The sequence below is a fragment of the Parasegetibacter sp. NRK P23 genome (assembly GCF_023721715.1).
Classification (GTDB): Bacteria; Bacteroidota; Bacteroidia; order Chitinophagales; family Chitinophagaceae; genus Parasegetibacter.
The window spans coordinates 1,814,608-1,830,854 of record NZ_JAMDLG010000001.1; the positions used below are offsets into that span (position 1 = coordinate 1,814,608).

Below are 16,247 nucleotides of genomic sequence, written 5' to 3' on the forward strand. Positions count from 1 at the left end.
GCTCCAACCCGCCCGTGGAACCAATATTGCATTCACTATTCAAATGCCATCAGCATGAAAACCGCCTCACAACTTTTATCCAGAAAAGGTCCCGATTTTAATGTGATCACCCCTGATACGCCGGTATTGAAAGCCATCCACCACATGGGCTGCGCAAACAGTGATTTTGTGGTGGTGAAAGCCGCGGAAATGTACCTCGGCATCATTACAGAAGCAGATTATACCCGCAAGGTGGTGATGCGCAACCAGCATGAACGCACCCTTTATGCCAGGGACATCATGAATTCAAACCTCCCTATCGTAAGCATGCAGGATTCTGTGGAAAAATGTATGCAACTGATGCAACAGTTTCATGTGCATTATCTGCCCGTTTTTGAGGAAATGAATTTTGTGGGTATCATCACCATGGATGACATCATCCGCGAAGCGTTGCTGGACCACGATATTTTCGACCGGAGAACGGAACAGGTGGCCTAACGGATCACCACATCCCGGATCACTTTTTCACCCAGCGCCTCGTTCACCCTTTCTATGATCTTCTCTTTCTGGTAATGCAGTTCCTGCTTTAGCGGAGCCACTGTGGTATGTACAAAAAGCGTATGCTGGACGATCTGAATTTTATCCGTGTATTTGGCAACGGTCTTGCCCATGATGTTGCCCCACACATCTTCTATGCGTGCGGATTGAACGCCGTATTTGAGTTTACTTTTGTTGAGAAACTCCTGCATGGCTTCTCCCAAGGAATATTCTCCCATAACCTGAAGTTGTAAAGTAAGTTACTGCAATTCGCTTAAAGATCGAACCCGTTGGGCAGGCCTTTTTCCTTCAGGTTATCCACTTTTTTCAACACTTCTTCTTCCAGCTCCTGCTTGTAGCGCGCTACCTTATCGCCAATGGCCGGTTGGAAGGCGCCAATCATGGAAGCTGCCAGTATTCCGGCGTTCTTTGAAGCGTTGAGGGCCACCGTTGCGACTGGAATACCATTGGGCATCTGGAGGATGGAAAGCAGGGAATCCCAGCCGTCAATAGAGTTAGAAGATTTTACCGGAACACCGATAACAGGTAGTGGCGTGAGTGAAGCCACCATGCCGGGCAAATGCGCAGCGCCACCGGCTCCGGCGATGATTACTTTAATACCTCTGTCTCTCGCGCCCTGGGCGTATTTTACCATACGGAGCGGTGTTCTGTGCGCCGAAACCACCGTGATTTCGTAACCGATACCAAATTGGGTGAGCATATCGGCCGCGGCCTGCATAACCGGCAGATCGCTATCGCTGCCCATGATAATACCAACTTCTGGAGTCATAAAAAATGCTATTGCTTTGATGCTTATTCTGCTGTTTTCACTTTGAGCGCCTGTTTCACGCGGGTGGCTTTGTGCACGAGATCGATTCGATCGTTCCCGAGGATGGTGACGTGGCCCATTTTACGCCCGGGCTTGGTTTGCTTCTTCCCGTATAGGTGCACGTACACCTTATCCATTTTCAGGACTTCTTCCAGTCCTTCATAATAAACAGGGCCGGAATGGCCTTCTTCCCCGATCAGGTTCACGAGTGCGGATGGCAGCAACGCGTCGGTATTTCCCAAAGGCAACGCCAGCAGGATGCGCCAGAGCATATCATACTGTGAGGTGATGTGCGCTTCGATGGTATGGTGGCCGCTGTTGTGCACCCGTGGCGCGGTTTCGTTCACCAGTACTTCCCCGTTTTTATCCACGAACAGTTCAACGGCGAACAGGCCCGGTGATTGCAGGGCCTTCACCAGCTTCAGCGCGATGGCCTCCGCTTTCCAAAACGTTTTCTCCTGCAAATGCGCGGGACTCAGTTGAAAATCCAGCAAGTTGAGGCGGGGATCGAACACCATTTCAACGGGAGGGAAGAGCGCGGTTTCGCCCGAAGGACTAACCGCCACCATCACCGCGATCTCTTTTTCAAGGTTCACCATTTTCTCCAGCACCGAAGGCGCGTCGAAACCTTTCTCAAAATCGGCTGTGGTGTGCATCAGCTCAACGCCTTTCCCATCGTAGCCACCTTCGCCCAGTTTCTGCACTGCCGGCAGGAAAGCGGCCTGTTCGCGGAGCGCGGCCTTGTTTTGAAGGATTACAAACGGGGAAGTGGGAATCTCCTGTTCTTTATAAAATTCTTTTTGAATGATCTTATTCTTGATGATGCGGAGCGCGGCAGGTTTCGGGTACACCTTTACACCTTCTTTTTCGAGTTGCTCCAGCGCCTCCAGGTTCACCGATTCGATTTCGATGGTGAGTACATCCACTTTTTTGCCGAACTGGTACACTGTATCGTAATCCCGGATATCCCCTTTCACGAAGTGGTGGCACAAATGCGCCGCCGGGCAGGTCTCGTCGTTCTCCAATACATAAGTTTCCACGTGGTAATTGGCCGCCTGCTGCAACAACATCCTGCCCAATTGTCCGCCACCTAAAATTCCCGCTTTGATCATGTTCTTAACTTGAACCGCGAAGATATTGGTTTTAGGCAGGAAGTTCGGGGAGTACGTCCAAAATTCAGGTTTCAAATCTTAAAATCTATACCTTTGGGCAGATGAAACCGGATTATCCACATAAGACATTTTCCGATGAGCGGGTGCACTTCTGCCTGCTGATGGTTTCGTTGGCGATGGACTCGTGATTAATTTTGGATGTTGAATTTTGAATGTTGAATGAATTTCAGCATTCAGGATGATGGAAATGCTCCCGTCAATCCTTCACTTCAACAGCCCTCCTCCCAGATTAAGCAGCTAACATTCAAAATTATTCTAAAACATCATCGTATGTCAACTTTAACGTTTGCGGAAAAGATCGCGAAAGCGCAGGATTTCCTGCCCATCAACGGTACCGATTATATAGAATTTTATGTGGGCAACGCCAAACAGGCGGCGCATTATTATAAAACGGCTTTTGGCTTTCAGTCGCTGGCTTATGCTGGCCCCGAAACTGGGGTGCGCGACCGGGCTTCTTATGTGCTTCAGCAGGGAAAAATCAGGCTGGTGCTTACCACCGCGCTTCATTCCGACCATCCCGTTTCCGAACACGTGAAAAAGCACGGCGACGGCGTAAAAGTACTGGCCCTCTGGGTGGAAGACGCTTACAGCGCTTTTGAAGAAACCACCAAAAGAGGCGGCAAACCTTACCTTGAACCCGTAACACTTACCGATGAACATGGAGAACTGCGCATGTCGGGCATTTATACCTATGGCGAAACGATCCACATGTTTGTTGAAAGGAAAAACTACCATGGCGCGTTTATGCCCGGCTATAAAGCGTGGAAAAGCGATTACAATCCTGCGGATGCAGGTCTTTTGTACGTGGACCATTGTGTGGGCAACGTGGGCTGGAACAGGATGCTGCCCACCGTGAAATGGTACGAGGAAGTGATGGGCTTCGTGAACATCCTTTCCTTCGACGACAAACAGATCAACACGGAATATTCCGCCCTCATGAGTAAAGTGATGAGCAACGGGAACGGCTACTCCAAATTCCCTATCAACGAACCCGCGGAAGGTAAAAAGAAATCGCAGATCGAAGAATACCTGGAATACTATGAAGGCGAGGGCGTGCAGCACATAGCCGTGGCCACAAAGGATATCGTAAAAACCGTTACCGAACTGAAAGCGCGTGGCGTGGAATTTCTCAGCGCACCGCCCAATGCCTATTACGATATGATGCACGACAGGGTGGGTGACATTGACGAAGAAGTGCGCCTGCTGCAAAGCCTGGGGATACTGGTGGACCGCGACGAAGAAGGTTACCTGCTTCAGATATTCACCAAGCCCGTGGAAGACAGGCCCACTTTATTCTTCGAAATCATCCAGCGCAAGGGCGCGCAGAGTTTCGGCGCCGGAAACTTTAAAGCATTGTTTGAATCCATTGAAAGAGAACAGGCCCTGAGAGGCAATCTCTGATAATATTTGCCCTGCCGTTTTTAACCTGGCCCGCCCTCGAAAGAGCGCGGGCTTTTTGTTATCGGAATGTGAAGGGTTACCTCTCCATCCTGAAATGTTAAAACCCTATCTTTGCACCAGCAGAAAACATACTATTCAAAGACCCACAGCGTTTTTCAAGATATGAGCAGTGCAATAAAAAGAATTACATTTTTCACGATATTATTCTTCTCTCTTAATCAGGGAAATGCGCAGTCAGCGCAGAGCGCCACCTTCATCGACTACCAGAAGTCCTTCCCCAAGATCACGGATGTGATGAAAAGGAAACAGGATACGCTGATGAAACAGTTCGCCGCTCAGGGACTCAAATGGCCGGCGGCGCAAATGTACCTTCGTTCCTTTAAGTACGACAGTCAGTTGGAAGTATGGGTGCGCTACGCCATGAACGAGTCCTTTAAATTATTCAAGACCTATAAAGTATGCGCCCTTTCCGGAAGTATGGGACCGAAAAGAATGCAGGGCGATTACCAGGTACCCGAAGGGTTTTATTACATCAATGAGTTCAACCCGAGAAGTTCCTACCACCTCTCGCTGGGACTGAACTACCCGAATGCGTCTGACCGGATACTGAGCGATACCTACCACCCGGGCGGCGATATCTACATTCACGGCTCCTGCGTTACTACCGGCTGTATCCCCATCATGGACAACCAGATCGAAGAATTGTACATCCTCGCGGCCTTTGCTAAAAGTGAGGGACAGGATTTTATTCCCGTACACATCTTCCCGATCAGGTTCACCAATGAGAACAGCAAAACCTACCTCAATAAATACCTCCAGACCTTCAACGAATACAATCCTTTCGTTGAGAAACTCAGGGAAGTGTATTTCTATTTTGAAAAACACAAGAAGCTGCCGGTGATTGCAGTGGGCGATAATGGCGAATACATTACCAGCGTGAAGCCGGATGACATTAAAGTGCCTGAGAAGCCACAGCCTAAAAAATACATCCCAAAAACCAGGAAGCACATTGCTTTTGATGAAACGAAAATTCCCGCTTCCGTAAATAAACTGCCGGTTTTCCCCGGTGGAAATCCCGCCTTCCAGAACTTTCTCACCAAAATGAGCGGCGATCTGGGCAAACTGCTGGATGAAAAACAGCACACCGCGTATGTATTGGTAGAATTCATCGTAACCGAGGAGGGTAAACTTATCAACCCGGTGATCGTACGGGGTGGAAATCCTGAACTGAACGATGGCATACTCGACCGTTTTGAGACCCTTCCCAATTGGGAACCCGCTATCCGCCAGGACATTAAAGTGCCCATGAAACTCAAACAAACGGTGGTGATCGAAAAAAAATAGCCCCGCTCCGAAATTTGGCTTTTTCTTAAAATGGTTGTAACTTATAATCCATCCAAATTGCACCATCATGAAGAAAGTAGCCCACATCCTGGCGAGAAAAGGCGCCCATGTACTCACGGTTCACCCCCAGGAAAAAGTGATCCACGCCCTCCAGTTGATGAACGAAAAAAACATCGGTTCACTGGTAGTTGTAGAAGACAATGAATACCTGGGTATCGTAACCGAAAGGGATTACGCCCGCAAAGTGATCATCCGCGGTAAATCTTCGCAGGATACCACTGTGGAAGAAATCATGTCTACGGGCCTGCCACGGATCACCCCCGAAAATTCCATTGACACCTGCATGCACATCATGAGTGAGAACAACATCCGCTATCTGCCTGTTTTTGAAGGAGATAAACTGTGTGGAATTGTATCAATTAATGATGTGGTAACGGAAACCATACTGGCGCAGAAAGAGACCATCGCGCAACTGGAAAGTTATATTCATTCCTGATCCTGAACGAATTGGTCAACTCCCTTTGAAATATTCCTATTTTTGTTGCGATGAAGCAACTGAAAGCGTTAAGGAAATATTTCTGGAAATACCGGCTTAGGTTGTCTGCCGGTATTTTCTTTATCATTCTCTCCAACTATTTTGGCATCCTGGCCCCCCAGATCACGGGATATATTATTGATGTGGTGGACAAGACCCTCCGGGGGCAGGTTCTGGCGCATGATGCCTCCCGTACCTACGACCGGCTCGTTCGCTGGCTCATCGGCTGGATGGAAAGCGGGGGATTCAGTTTTTCGAAGATCATCGCGATCGCGGGTACCACCATCCTGGTGACGGCGCTGCTGAAAGGACTTTTTATGTTCTTCATGCGGCAAAGCATCATCGTGATGAGCCGACACATCGAATACGATCAGAAGAACGAGGTGTACCGGCATTACCAGCAACTGGATGCGCATTTCTTCAAGACACACAGCACCGGCGACCTGATGAACAGGATGGCCGAAGACGTGAGCCGGGTACGCATGTTCACCGGCCCTGCCGTGATGTACCTCATCAACCTCATCGCCACCATCGGGTTCAGCGTGTTCTTCATGCTGCGCACCAATGTACAGCTGACCCTGTATGTGCTGGCCCCGCTGCCATTGCTGGCCATCACCATTTATTATGTGAACAACATCATCAACAAAAAGAGCGAGCGGATACAGGCATTACTAAGTGATATGACCACGAACGCGCAGGAATCCTATTCGGGCATCAGGGTCATCAAGTCATTCGTACAGGAAACCGCCATGTACCGTTTTTTCTCTGATAACGCCGAAGCGTACCGGAAGGGTGCCGTTGGCCTGGCGAAAGTGGAAGCCATTTATTTCCCTTCCATGGCCCTGCTGATCGGATTGAGTACCCTTTTCACCATACTCATGGGCGGCATTTATGTGATCAACGACCAGCCGGGTATGAGTTATGGGGTAATCGCGGAATTTGTGATCTACATCACCATGCTCACGTTTCCCGTAAGTGCCATCGGCTGGGTGGCCAGTATGGTACAACGCGCGGTCGCTTCGCAGAAAAGGCTGAATGAGTTCCTTGATACGAAGCCAGGCATTACACAACCGGAGTATGCCCTGAAACCCACATTGAAAGGACATGTGCAATTGGAGAACCTTTCATTCACCTATCAGCATACCGGCATTCAGGCCCTGAAAAACATCAACCTGGAAATTAAACCGGGGGAGAAGATCGCCGTGATCGGCAAAACCGGCAGCGGTAAAACTACCCTCGCACAGCTGATCCTGCGGATGTTCGACGCCAATGAGGGTAGTCTGAAACTGGATGGAACACCCATTCAGCAGATCGACCTTGCTTACCTGCGGTCGTCACTGAGTTATGTACCGCAGGATGTGTTTCTTTTTTCAGAAACGGTGGCCAACAATATCCGTTTCGGCAGGAGAGAAGCGGATATGGACATGGTGCAGGAGGCCGCGCGGAAAGCCTGTATCCACAAGGAGATTATGGAGTTCCCCCAGCAATATGAAACCATGGTAGGGGAAAGGGGCGTAACACTGAGTGGCGGGCAGAAACAGCGTATATCCATCGCCCGGGCGCTGATCAAAGAGCCGTCGCTGGTGGTGTTTGATGATTGTCTGAGTGCGGTAGATGCCCGCACCGAAAAAGAGATACTGTCCAACCTGAATGCTTACCTTACGGATAAAACCGCCATTATTATCACCCACAGGATCTTTACCCTGCTTGAGTTTGATAAGATCGTGGTGCTGGAAGAAGGACGTATTACAGAGGCCGGAACCCATGCCGAACTGGTACGCGCGGATGGATATTATGCGTCTCTGTTCCGCAAACAACAAGAGGAAATGCCTTCAGAAGCCCCTTAAATGCTGCATTTTTTAAATCAAATTGCGGTTTAGTTAAATTTTGTCAATCCGAAAACATATTTATATTTGTAAGAACTAATTCATGAATCGTTATCTTTAAACTGTTTTAAAAAACCTACAACTGTGGCGTACGAAAACAACGACAAAAGAATGGAGAGCGTTTACAGCAAGCGCATCAGGGCTGGTAAAAGAAGGACTTACTTCTTCGACGTGAGAGCAACCCGTAGCAATGATTATTACCTGACTATCACTGAAAGCCGTAAACGTTTTGACGATAACGGTTATGACAGGCACAAAATCTTCCTCTACAAAGAAGATTTCAACAAGTTCCTGAAAGCGCTTACTGAAGCCGTGGATTATGTGAAGACCGATCTGATGCCCGATTTCGATTTCGACGCTTACAACCACGATAACGAAGATGGAGAAGATGGTTACGAAGCCGCAGCGCCTGTGCACGCTACAGTAGAAGCCGCCGCTCCGGTAGTAGCAGCGGTTCCGGTTACTGAGGCTGTAGAAGAAGAGGAAGTGCCTGTTCCTTCCTCCACTGAAGACGTAGATAAATGGTAAAAAAATATAAAGTTTCTTAGAAAAAGCCCTCCAAATCCGGAGGGCTTTTTCTATTTTTAAAGGCCCATCCTTTTAAAACCGAAACTCGTATGCGTAAAGCACTACCCGCCCTTTCCTTCTTTTCGCTGATTGTTATCGCCATCGCGCTCATTCCCCATATCACTGATCCTGTTAAACGCAAATACCGGCCTTTCGCCAAATACGATGGCATGGGAAAAGTTTTTGAACAGGAATACCTGATGACCCGTAACCCCAGAACAGGGGAGGTGCCGCGCCAGAAATTACTGGAGGCGGCAAGGTTCCGGGATGAAAAACTGCTTCGGATGGGATTGGAGCGTTCCGTTGCCGGACTGGCCTGGGAAGAGAGAGGTCCGGACAATATCGGCGGCCGCACAAGAGCATTGCTGTTCGACCTCAATGATCAGCCCAATGGGTATAAAAAAGTATGGGCCGGAGGTGTGGCCGGGGGACTATGGTACACCAACGATATTACCGCCACCACACCCGTATGGCAGCAGGTAAACGACCTGTTCGAGAATATGGCCATCAGCAGCATAGCACAGGACCCTTCCGATCCGGATATCATATACTTCGGCACCGGCGAGGGCTGGACCAACTTTGACGCCGTTCGCGGATTGGGAATATGGAAATCTACGGATGGCGGCATTTCCTGGAGCCAGCTTTCTGCTACCAATAATTCTAATTTTTACTGGACACAAAAACTGGTAGTGTTGGCGAACGGCACCTTGCTCGCCGCTACAAGATCAGGCGTATATCAATCAACCAATAACGGAACCTCCTTTACAAAAGTATTGGGGAACGGGATTGCCAGCGCTACCATCAACGATGCGGCAGATATCGAAGTAGCTGCTAACGGGTACGTTTATGCGTCACTTGGTATCAACAGTTCAAGAGATGGTATATTCAGATCCGTTGACAATGGCGATACCTGGGAAAGAATTTATACCGCTGCCGTTAATGAAGCCCGTATAGACCTGGCCTGTGCGCCTTCTGACCCCGAATACGTGTATGCAGCCGTTGCTTCCAACAGCGGGGGCATTTACCGGAAAACAATGCGCACCACTAATGCTACCAATGCTACGCCCACCTGGAACACACTTAACATGCCGGTTTGGTGCGATGCGGGAACGAACAGGGCTGACATCGCCCGCGGCCAGGCCTGGTACGACCTGATCGGAATGGTAGACCCCGCTGATAAAAATAGTTTTTACCTCGGCACCGTTGATGTATTCAAAACAACTGACGGAGGAACGAACTGGTCTCAAATCACACAATGGGCCAACGGATGTAGTTCCGGGGCCTATGTTCATGCAGATATACACGCTTTCGTGGCCCGTCCCGGAAACAGTCAGCAGGTACTGGTAGGCTGCGATGGCGGTGTATTCATGACCACCGACGGCGGTGCAAGTTTCAGCTCCCGGAACTACGGCTACAACATCACACAGTATTACAGCGCCGCGGTGCATCCCACAGATGCCAACTATTTTCTCGCAGGATCCCAGGACAATGGTTCACAACAATATACTTCCACCGGGACCAACAGGACAAGAGAAGTATCGGGCGGAGACGGCGCCCTGTGCTTTATAGATCAAGATGATCCCAATATCCAGATCACCTCTTATGTGTACAACAATTACTATATCTCCACGAATGGCGGGGTGAGTTTCTCCGGCAGAGCACTGAACAACAGCGGAAACTTTATCAATGCCGCCGATTACGATAATACCGCCAACATCCTTTATTCCGCCAATTCCAATGGCACTTATCTGCGCTGGGACAATGTAGCCACAGGCAACCCCGTTCCCGATACCACCTGGGTTACCGTTACTGGTTTTGGTACCGCAAGACCAACCTATATCGGAGTTTCTCTCCAAACCGCCAACAGAGTTTATTTCGGGCTGCCAAATGGCACTGTTTTATATGTGGATGGCGCCAATGCAGGAAGTGCACATGCAGGAACGACCATTAAGACTGCAAACGCTAGCCCTGTCTCCAGTATCGCCATTGATCCGGCCAATGAAAACCATATGCTGGTAACCCATAGTTCTTATGGCGTATCCAGTGTGTTTGAAACAAACGACGCATTGAGTGGTTCTCCCACCTGGACCGCTGTGGAAGGCGACCTGCCCGATATGCCCGTGCGTTACGCCATGTTCGACCCCCGCAACAGCGACTGGGCGCTACTGGCCACGGAGCTTGGTATATGGAGTACCGATAACCTCAACGGCGCATCCACCGAATGGAACCCCACCAATACCGGTCTGGCCAATGTAAGGGTGGATATGCTGAAATACAGTCCGGCCACGCGCACGCTGGCCGCCGCCACACACGGGCGGGGATTATTTACCACGGCTGTTCCCAACATTGGTGGTGGCGCTGCCATCAACTTCTCCCAAACGACACTCCAACACCAGGAATCACCGGCCAGCATCAACGGGTGCAGGAACTATAAAGATTATAGTGTTCCCCTTACCATCAATACTGCTCCCGTGGGAGCGGCTACCGCAACAATCTCCGTAAACGTTGCTTCAACGGCTACCCGATACCTTGACTTCGATATTTCCACCACCGGAGATTTTTCGTCTCCTTCCAATACACTGGTTTTTGCCGATGCGGCCACGGAGTCGAAAACCTTTTACATCAGGATATATGATGATAGAGCAGTGGAAACCCCGGAATCCATTGTACTTGATCTGACTGTTTCGGGCACCACCAATGCTACTGCCGGCAGCAATAACCAGTTTACATTTACCATCAACGAAAACGACGTGCTGCCCACGGCCGGCACGTCACTGGTGTACAGTACTGGTTCACCAACGGCACAGGGTTCTATCCTGGGACCATTTATTGGTTCGGCTACACGCGGGCGTTTCCAATACATTGTTTACGCCGCTGAACTCCGCGCCGACGGACTTACCGCCGGCCCGCTGAACAACCTCGGTATGTTCGTGTTCACCAAGGCTTCCACCGGCGCGTTCGAAGATTTTACCATCAGGCTCGGACATACCCATAGCAGCGCCATGAACTACGGATTTCTTCCCAATTCCCTGCAAACAGTGTTCTCCGCAGACTATACCACTTCCGCAGGCATGAATAATTTCGCTTTTTCCAGTCCTTTTACCTGGAATGGCGTGGATAATATTCTTGTAGAAATATGTTATACCAATACTGCCGCTATTGGGGATGATGCGATTTACGTGGAGCAATACCCCGCTGTTCCGGGCGATTTCCCCACAGCGTTTGTTACTGCAGGCACTGGACAGGCCTGTAGTTTGAACGCGGCATCATTGAGTACTTACCGCCCCTCTATCGAATTCACCCAAACATTAGGACAAACGCCATTGGCGGGGACCTTGTCGCTTTCCGCCACCGAATACCTTGGCCCGATGGGCGAAGCCTATTATTACACTTCTTCCGGACAATTGCTCGCGAAGCTGAAGAACCTCGGTACCCACGATTATGGTTGTACGCAGATTATCGTTGACCGCGCCGGTACCGGAAGTGCGGCATTCTGGAACAACAATACTTCAGATTACCTGGCAGATAAAACCATTCGCATCCTTCCTGCAAGTAATGACCCGGCGGGCAATGTGGAGATCACCGTTTACTTCACGGAAGCTGAAAAACAAGGTTGGGAACTGGCTACCGGGCAATTGTGGAGCAATATTTCCTTAATTAAAACTAGTGGTGCTGTTTCAGCCATCACGCCTTCAAATCCCGGAGGACCCGGAGATGTAGAAGTGGTGGTGCCCACGAGGACCACATTAGGTACGCACCATGCGCTCAGCTATTCGTTCAGTACCGGCTTCTCGGGCATTGGCGCAGGCATCCCCGGCGCAGCACTTCCCGTTACCATTACTTCCTTTACGGGGGCGATCAAATATGGTTACAGCTGGCTCATCTGGAAAACGGCTTCGGAACAACACAACAAAGGATTCTATATTGAAAGGTCCTACAACAACCAATCATTTGCCACCATTGGGTTCGTGCCCGGAAGTATGCTCAGCAGCAATGTATTGTTGTATGAATTCAAAGATCCGCAACCGGCCCGCGCCCTGAACTATTACAGGTTGCGTCAGCAGGATGCAGGCGGAGCGGAGCAATACAGCGAAACGATTCTACTTAGAAATGAACCGTTAAACACGAACTTCTCGCTGATTGAAAACCCGGTGAAAAACAGGCTCGGACTAAATATCGGCAGGAACTTATCGCAACCGGTGCATGTGAGGGTGGTTGACCTGGCCGGAAGGGTGGTGGAGCAGTGGCGTTTCCCGCAACTTGCCACACAGCAATTGTGGTTACCGCTGAAGCAATGGGGACACGGCTCTTATGTGGTGATCCTGGAATCGGGCAACGAAAGGCATTCGTTTAAAATGATCCGGTAAATCAGGCGCCACCGTTCATCCGGAAAACTTCGGGCGCGATGCCGATGTATTTTTTGAAGATGCGTGAGAAGTAATAGGGATCATCATAACCCAGGTCCTTGGCCACTTCTTTGATCTTGCGGGTGGTGCCGAACAGCAACTGGCAGGCACGCTGCATTTTCATGTGGATGAAGTATTCGATGGGCGCCATGCCGGTACCTTTCCGGAATACACTTGAGAAATGGGGCACGGACAACCGGTGGAGGGCCGCCAGTTGCTCAACGGTGAGCATCTGGTGCAACTGTTCCCGCATGTAAAGCACGGTATCGTTCACGATGTCTTTTTTGGTAGTGGGTTGCGCCGTAAGGTGCTTATCGTGAAAGAGAAAGCTGGCCAGGAAATGGTACAAACAGAAATTCGCATTGCAGATATTTTCCGTACTGTACCCCATTTCCAATCCCTGGTACATTTCGTTCCACAACTGGATGCCTTTGGCGTTGAAAGGAATGGGTAACGGCCCGTCGCCTGCCGTAATGTTCATGGAGCGGTTGAACGCGTCCATATCATTACCGCTGAAATGCACCCAGTAAATGCTCCACGGATCGTGTTCATCGGCCCAGTAACGGATATAATCCGTTGTCGCGGGGATAATAAAATACTCGTTTGGGCCCGCTTCAAACTGCTGGTCGCCAACAATATAATGTCCTTTCCCCTGGATACAATAGAAGAATATATTATCGGGGCAGCCCTTCCTTCTTTCCCTGTAATGTCCATCAGCTTTGGGGAAATACCCCAGGTGCGTGATGTACAACTGCGCGAGTACCGTATTCTTTTCCGTGGTGTTTTTCAGCAACGCGTCTGGTATTACCAGCATTTGCTCTCCTTCAAAGCCATCCCTTCTCTTAATGGATCTTGCCATGGATTAAAGATAGAAAGAACATTGAATTGTCCATCAAAATAAAACAATTCCCCATTTACTGCGCCTGCCATTACGGTTAATTTTGGCGTATTCTCCTAAAGAATGAACCAATAGTTATGCGTATCAAAAACACCCTTCGCTTTTTTGTCCTGATGCTTTCCGCGGGAATCATTTGCCAGCCCACACTTTCGGCACAAACGCCACTCCGGAAGCTGCAGCAGGATTTCGTGAATCTCGGCTTCGGCATGTTCATCCATTATGGCATCCCCACTTACATGGACGATGACTGGGCTGATCCCGATGCATCCCCCGCCATCTTCAACCCTAAAAAACTGGATGCGGAACAATGGGCCATCGCCGCGAAATCAGCCAATATGAGTTATGGCTGCCTTACCACCAAACACCACAGCGGTTTCCCGATATGGGATACCAAAACCACTTCCTACAGTGTAATGAGCAGCCCGCTTAAACGCGATGTGGTGAAAGAATACGTGCAGGCATTCCGTAAACACGGCCTGAAAGTGATGTTGTATTATTCTATCCTGGATACGCACCATAAACTGCGTCCTAACCAGATCACAAAAGAACACATCAAGATGGTAAAGGACCAGATCACGGAACTGCTCACCAATTACGGAGAGATCACCGCCCTCGTGATCGACGGCTGGGATGCGCCCTGGTCAAGGATCTCCTACGATGATATCCCTTTTGAAGAAATCTATCACCTCATCAAATCGCTGCAGCCCAATTGCCTGGTGATGGACCTGAACGCCGCGAAATATCCATCCGAATTATTATTCTATACAGACATCAAATCTTACGAACAAGGGGCGGGACAACACATTTCAAAAGAGAACAACAAATTGCCCGCGCTTTCCTGTTTGCCCCTGCAACGCAACTGGTTCTGGAAGGAGTCTTTCCCCACCACGCCTGTAAAGTCTGCGGATGATATGGTGAACAAGAACGCCATTCCTTTCAACCAGGCCTACTGCAATTTTATTCTGAACGTGGCCCCCAACAGGGATGGCCTCTTCGATGAGAATGCCCTTGCTGCTCTGAAAGAAATCGGAAAGCTGTACAAGAAACCGGCTTCCTTTCCTGTTCTTCCGGAATATGATGCGCCCGTGATTTCCACCAACCTCGCGAAGCACCGTCCGGCCAACTCCAGTTGGAGCAACGACTACGCCATCATGGATTTCGCCAACGATGATGATTTCGGTACCGCATGGAATTCCAATCCCTCCGTTAAGAAACCCTGGTACGAGGTAGAGCTGGATGGCGCGCAGCCTTTTAACACCATTATGGTGATGGAGAACAGGCCCAACATCAAAAGCTACCGTATTGAATATTTCGTGGACGGCGCCTGGAAAAGCATCCCGGTAACACCTGTTGAAGGACGCATCAAAGTGCACCGTTTCAACCAGGTATGGGGCGAAAAAGTCCGTATCCTGATCGATGGTTTTGGCAGATCGCCTTCCATCAATGAATTCGGGGTGTACAACGAACGCCGTTAATTACCACTTCCGCATCACCAGCCAGAAACCGGCCGCAAGCGCTATGGACGCGACTCCCGTTGTGATCCATAGCGCTTCGTAGCCCGCCTCAGCCGCCATTCCCGTAGACAGGAGGGGAGAAGCGATGTGCGCGATAGAAAAAGCCATCGCGTTCAATCCCATGTATGCACCCTGTTTTCGCGGCGTGGCGCGTTGCATGGTAACCGTACTCATGAACGGCATAGCCAGAATTTCCGATACGCTCAACAGGAACATGCCGAAATAGAGTGCCCATAAGCCCGGCACCAGCAACATAAAAAAGGAGAAGGCGCACAACAGTGTGCCATAAACGATTACGCGCATGGTGCTCATGCTTTTTTCGGCCACATGCACCAGGATCATTTCCAGCAGAAACACCACCATCCCGTTGAAAGCCAGGAGTAGCCCGATTTCCTGCTCCGTAAGTCCATGAGATTCCCTGTAGAAAACGGGCATGGTATTGAGTATCTGGAAAAAGATAATCGCATACACGCTGCAAAGCAGGCTGAAAAGCAGGAACGGCGTGTCTTTCCAGGGTGATTTTTCAGGTAGCGCGGAAACTTCTTCCTTTTTTACGGCCCTTTCTCTTGACTTCAGGGCACGGAAGTAGAAAAAGAATACGATGCCGGCCGCACCCGCTGTGACGGCATTCCCATAAAACAACCAATTATAAGAAATAGAAGCCAGGAATCCGCCAACGGCGGGTCCAATCGAAAAGCCGAGATTGATGGCCATCCTGTTCAGCGAGAAGGCCCGGGTAATGTTCTCCGGTTTGGCGTAAGAAACCAGCGATACGGAGTTGGCCGGACGAAATGTCTCCGTAACCACACTCAATACAAACACACCAACAGCGAGGGTGCCCGGGGTTTGTAGCTGTGGCAGCAGGCAGAATACGGGTACGGAAAGGAACAGACTACTTACCTGCACAATGAAGTTCCCGATCCTGTCGGTAAGCCATCCGCCCAGTAATGAACCCAGTACCGCACCTAATCCGAAACAACTGAGCACCGTTCCTGTTTCTTTCAAACTGAAATGCAGGTGTTGCGTCATGTAGATACCGAGGAACGGAATTACCATGGCGCCGCTCCGGTTGATGAGCATGATAAGCGCCAGCATCCAGGAAGGGCGGGAGAGCCCCCGGTAGGAATCGAGGTAGAGCTGAAAGAATTGTTTGAACACGAAACCGGTTTTAGATTCCAG

At 49.9% G+C, this 16,247-nt stretch carries 13 protein-coding genes; 8 read left to right on the forward strand and 5 right to left on the reverse strand.

Going from position 1 to position 16,247, the window contains the following annotated elements; translation table 11 throughout:
* Positions 1-54: 54 nt before the first annotated feature.
* The gene (locus tag M4J38_RS07410; protein WP_251758910.1) at positions 55-477 is read left to right on the forward strand and encodes a cyclic nucleotide-binding/CBS domain-containing protein; all 423 of its coding nucleotides are present in this window, start codon (positions 55-57) and stop codon (positions 475-477) included.
* Here the strand turns inward: M4J38_RS07410 and M4J38_RS07415 are convergent.
* From M4J38_RS07415 to M4J38_RS07425, 3 genes are read right to left on the reverse strand one after another with little or no spacing between them, the layout of a single operon-like run.
* Positions 474-755 carry a DUF721 domain-containing protein gene (locus tag M4J38_RS07415; protein ID WP_251758911.1) on the reverse strand — a complete coding sequence of 94 codons (282 nt, stop codon included), beginning with the start codon at positions 753-755 and terminating at the stop codon, positions 474-476. The genes M4J38_RS07410 and M4J38_RS07415 overlap by 4 nt on opposite strands.
* A gap of 35 nt (positions 756-790) precedes the next feature.
* Positions 791-1,306 (reverse strand): 5-(carboxyamino)imidazole ribonucleotide mutase, encoded by a 516-nt coding sequence (purE, locus tag M4J38_RS07420; RefSeq protein WP_251758912.1) that lies wholly within the window; start codon positions 1,304-1,306, stop codon positions 791-793.
* 23 nt (positions 1,307-1,329) lie between these two features.
* Positions 1,330-2,457, reverse strand: a complete 1,128-nt coding sequence (locus M4J38_RS07425; RefSeq protein WP_251758913.1) for a 5-(carboxyamino)imidazole ribonucleotide synthase — start codon at positions 2,455-2,457, stop codon at positions 1,330-1,332.
* 330 nt (positions 2,458-2,787) lie between these two features.
* Between M4J38_RS07425 and hppD the strand changes: the two genes are divergently transcribed.
* From hppD to M4J38_RS07455, 6 genes are all read left to right on the forward strand, one after another.
* Positions 2,788-3,918, forward strand: coding sequence for a 4-hydroxyphenylpyruvate dioxygenase (hppD, locus tag M4J38_RS07430; RefSeq protein WP_251758914.1), 1,131 nt, complete (start codon positions 2,788-2,790; stop codon positions 3,916-3,918).
* Positions 3,919-4,080: 162 nt separating this feature from the next.
* Entirely contained in the window at positions 4,081-5,262 is a 1,182-nt protein-coding gene (locus tag M4J38_RS07435) for a L,D-transpeptidase family protein (protein WP_251758915.1), read from the forward strand.
* A gap of 67 nt (positions 5,263-5,329) precedes the next feature.
* Entirely contained in the window at positions 5,330-5,758 is a 429-nt protein-coding gene (locus tag M4J38_RS07440) for a CBS domain-containing protein (protein WP_251758916.1), read from the forward strand.
* Positions 5,759-5,808: 50 nt separating this feature from the next.
* Positions 5,809-7,644 (forward strand): ABC transporter ATP-binding protein, encoded by a 1,836-nt coding sequence (locus M4J38_RS07445; RefSeq protein ID WP_251758917.1) that lies wholly within the window; start codon positions 5,809-5,811, stop codon positions 7,642-7,644.
* 123 nt (positions 7,645-7,767) lie between these two features.
* Positions 7,768-8,211 carry a DUF3276 family protein gene (locus M4J38_RS07450; protein WP_251758918.1) on the forward strand — a complete coding sequence of 148 codons (444 nt, stop codon included), beginning with the start codon at positions 7,768-7,770 and terminating at the stop codon, positions 8,209-8,211.
* An 89-nt stretch (positions 8,212-8,300) separates the two neighbouring features.
* On the forward strand, positions 8,301-12,617 hold the full coding sequence (locus M4J38_RS07455) for a hypothetical protein (protein ID WP_251758919.1): 4,317 nt from the start codon (positions 8,301-8,303) through the stop codon (positions 12,615-12,617).
* A 1-nt stretch (position 12,618) separates the two neighbouring features.
* On the opposite strand, the gene M4J38_RS07460 is transcribed toward M4J38_RS07455, so the two are convergent.
* The gene (locus tag M4J38_RS07460; RefSeq protein ID WP_251758920.1) at positions 12,619-13,515 is read right to left on the reverse strand and encodes an AraC family transcriptional regulator; all 897 of its coding nucleotides are present in this window, start codon (positions 13,513-13,515) and stop codon (positions 12,619-12,621) included.
* Positions 13,516-13,631: 116 nt separating this feature from the next.
* On the opposite strand from M4J38_RS07460, the gene M4J38_RS07465 reads away from it, so the two are divergent.
* A complete protein-coding gene (locus tag M4J38_RS07465; RefSeq protein WP_251758921.1) occupies positions 13,632-15,029 on the forward strand; it encodes an alpha-L-fucosidase in 1,398 nt (465 codons plus the stop codon).
* Here the strand turns inward: M4J38_RS07465 and M4J38_RS07470 are convergent, their stop codons facing one another.
* Entirely contained in the window at positions 15,030-16,226 is a 1,197-nt protein-coding gene (locus M4J38_RS07470; RefSeq protein WP_251758922.1) for an MFS transporter, read from the reverse strand. It abuts the gene before it with no gap.
* Between the last annotated feature and the right edge of the window lie 21 nt (positions 16,227-16,247).

What these genes read in the sequence shown, in the direction of transcription:
- M4J38_RS07410 (WP_251758910.1), top strand. Translation starts at nt 55, where the DNA reads ATGAAAACCGCCTCACAACTTTTATCCAGAAAAGGTCCCGATTTTAAT.
- M4J38_RS07425 (WP_251758913.1), bottom strand. Translation starts at nt 2,457, where the DNA reads ATGATCAAAGCGGGAATTTTAGGTGGCGGACAATTGGGCAGGATGTTG.
- purE (WP_251758912.1), bottom strand. Translation starts at nt 1,306, where the DNA reads ATGACTCCAGAAGTTGGTATTATCATGGGCAGCGATAGCGATCTGCCG.
- M4J38_RS07445 (WP_251758917.1), top strand. Translation starts at nt 5,809, where the DNA reads ATGAAGCAACTGAAAGCGTTAAGGAAATATTTCTGGAAATACCGGCTT.
- M4J38_RS07435 (WP_251758915.1), top strand. Translation starts at nt 4,081, where the DNA reads ATGAGCAGTGCAATAAAAAGAATTACATTTTTCACGATATTATTCTTC.
- M4J38_RS07465 (WP_251758921.1), top strand. Translation starts at nt 13,632, where the DNA reads ATGCGTATCAAAAACACCCTTCGCTTTTTTGTCCTGATGCTTTCCGCG.
- M4J38_RS07440 (WP_251758916.1), top strand. Translation starts at nt 5,330, where the DNA reads ATGAAGAAAGTAGCCCACATCCTGGCGAGAAAAGGCGCCCATGTACTC.
- hppD (WP_251758914.1), top strand. Translation starts at nt 2,788, where the DNA reads ATGTCAACTTTAACGTTTGCGGAAAAGATCGCGAAAGCGCAGGATTTC.
- M4J38_RS07455 (WP_251758919.1), top strand. Translation starts at nt 8,301, where the DNA reads ATGCGTAAAGCACTACCCGCCCTTTCCTTCTTTTCGCTGATTGTTATC.
- M4J38_RS07460 (WP_251758920.1), bottom strand. Translation starts at nt 13,515, where the DNA reads ATGGCAAGATCCATTAAGAGAAGGGATGGCTTTGAAGGAGAGCAAATG.
- M4J38_RS07415 (WP_251758911.1), bottom strand. Translation starts at nt 755, where the DNA reads ATGGGAGAATATTCCTTGGGAGAAGCCATGCAGGAGTTTCTCAACAAA.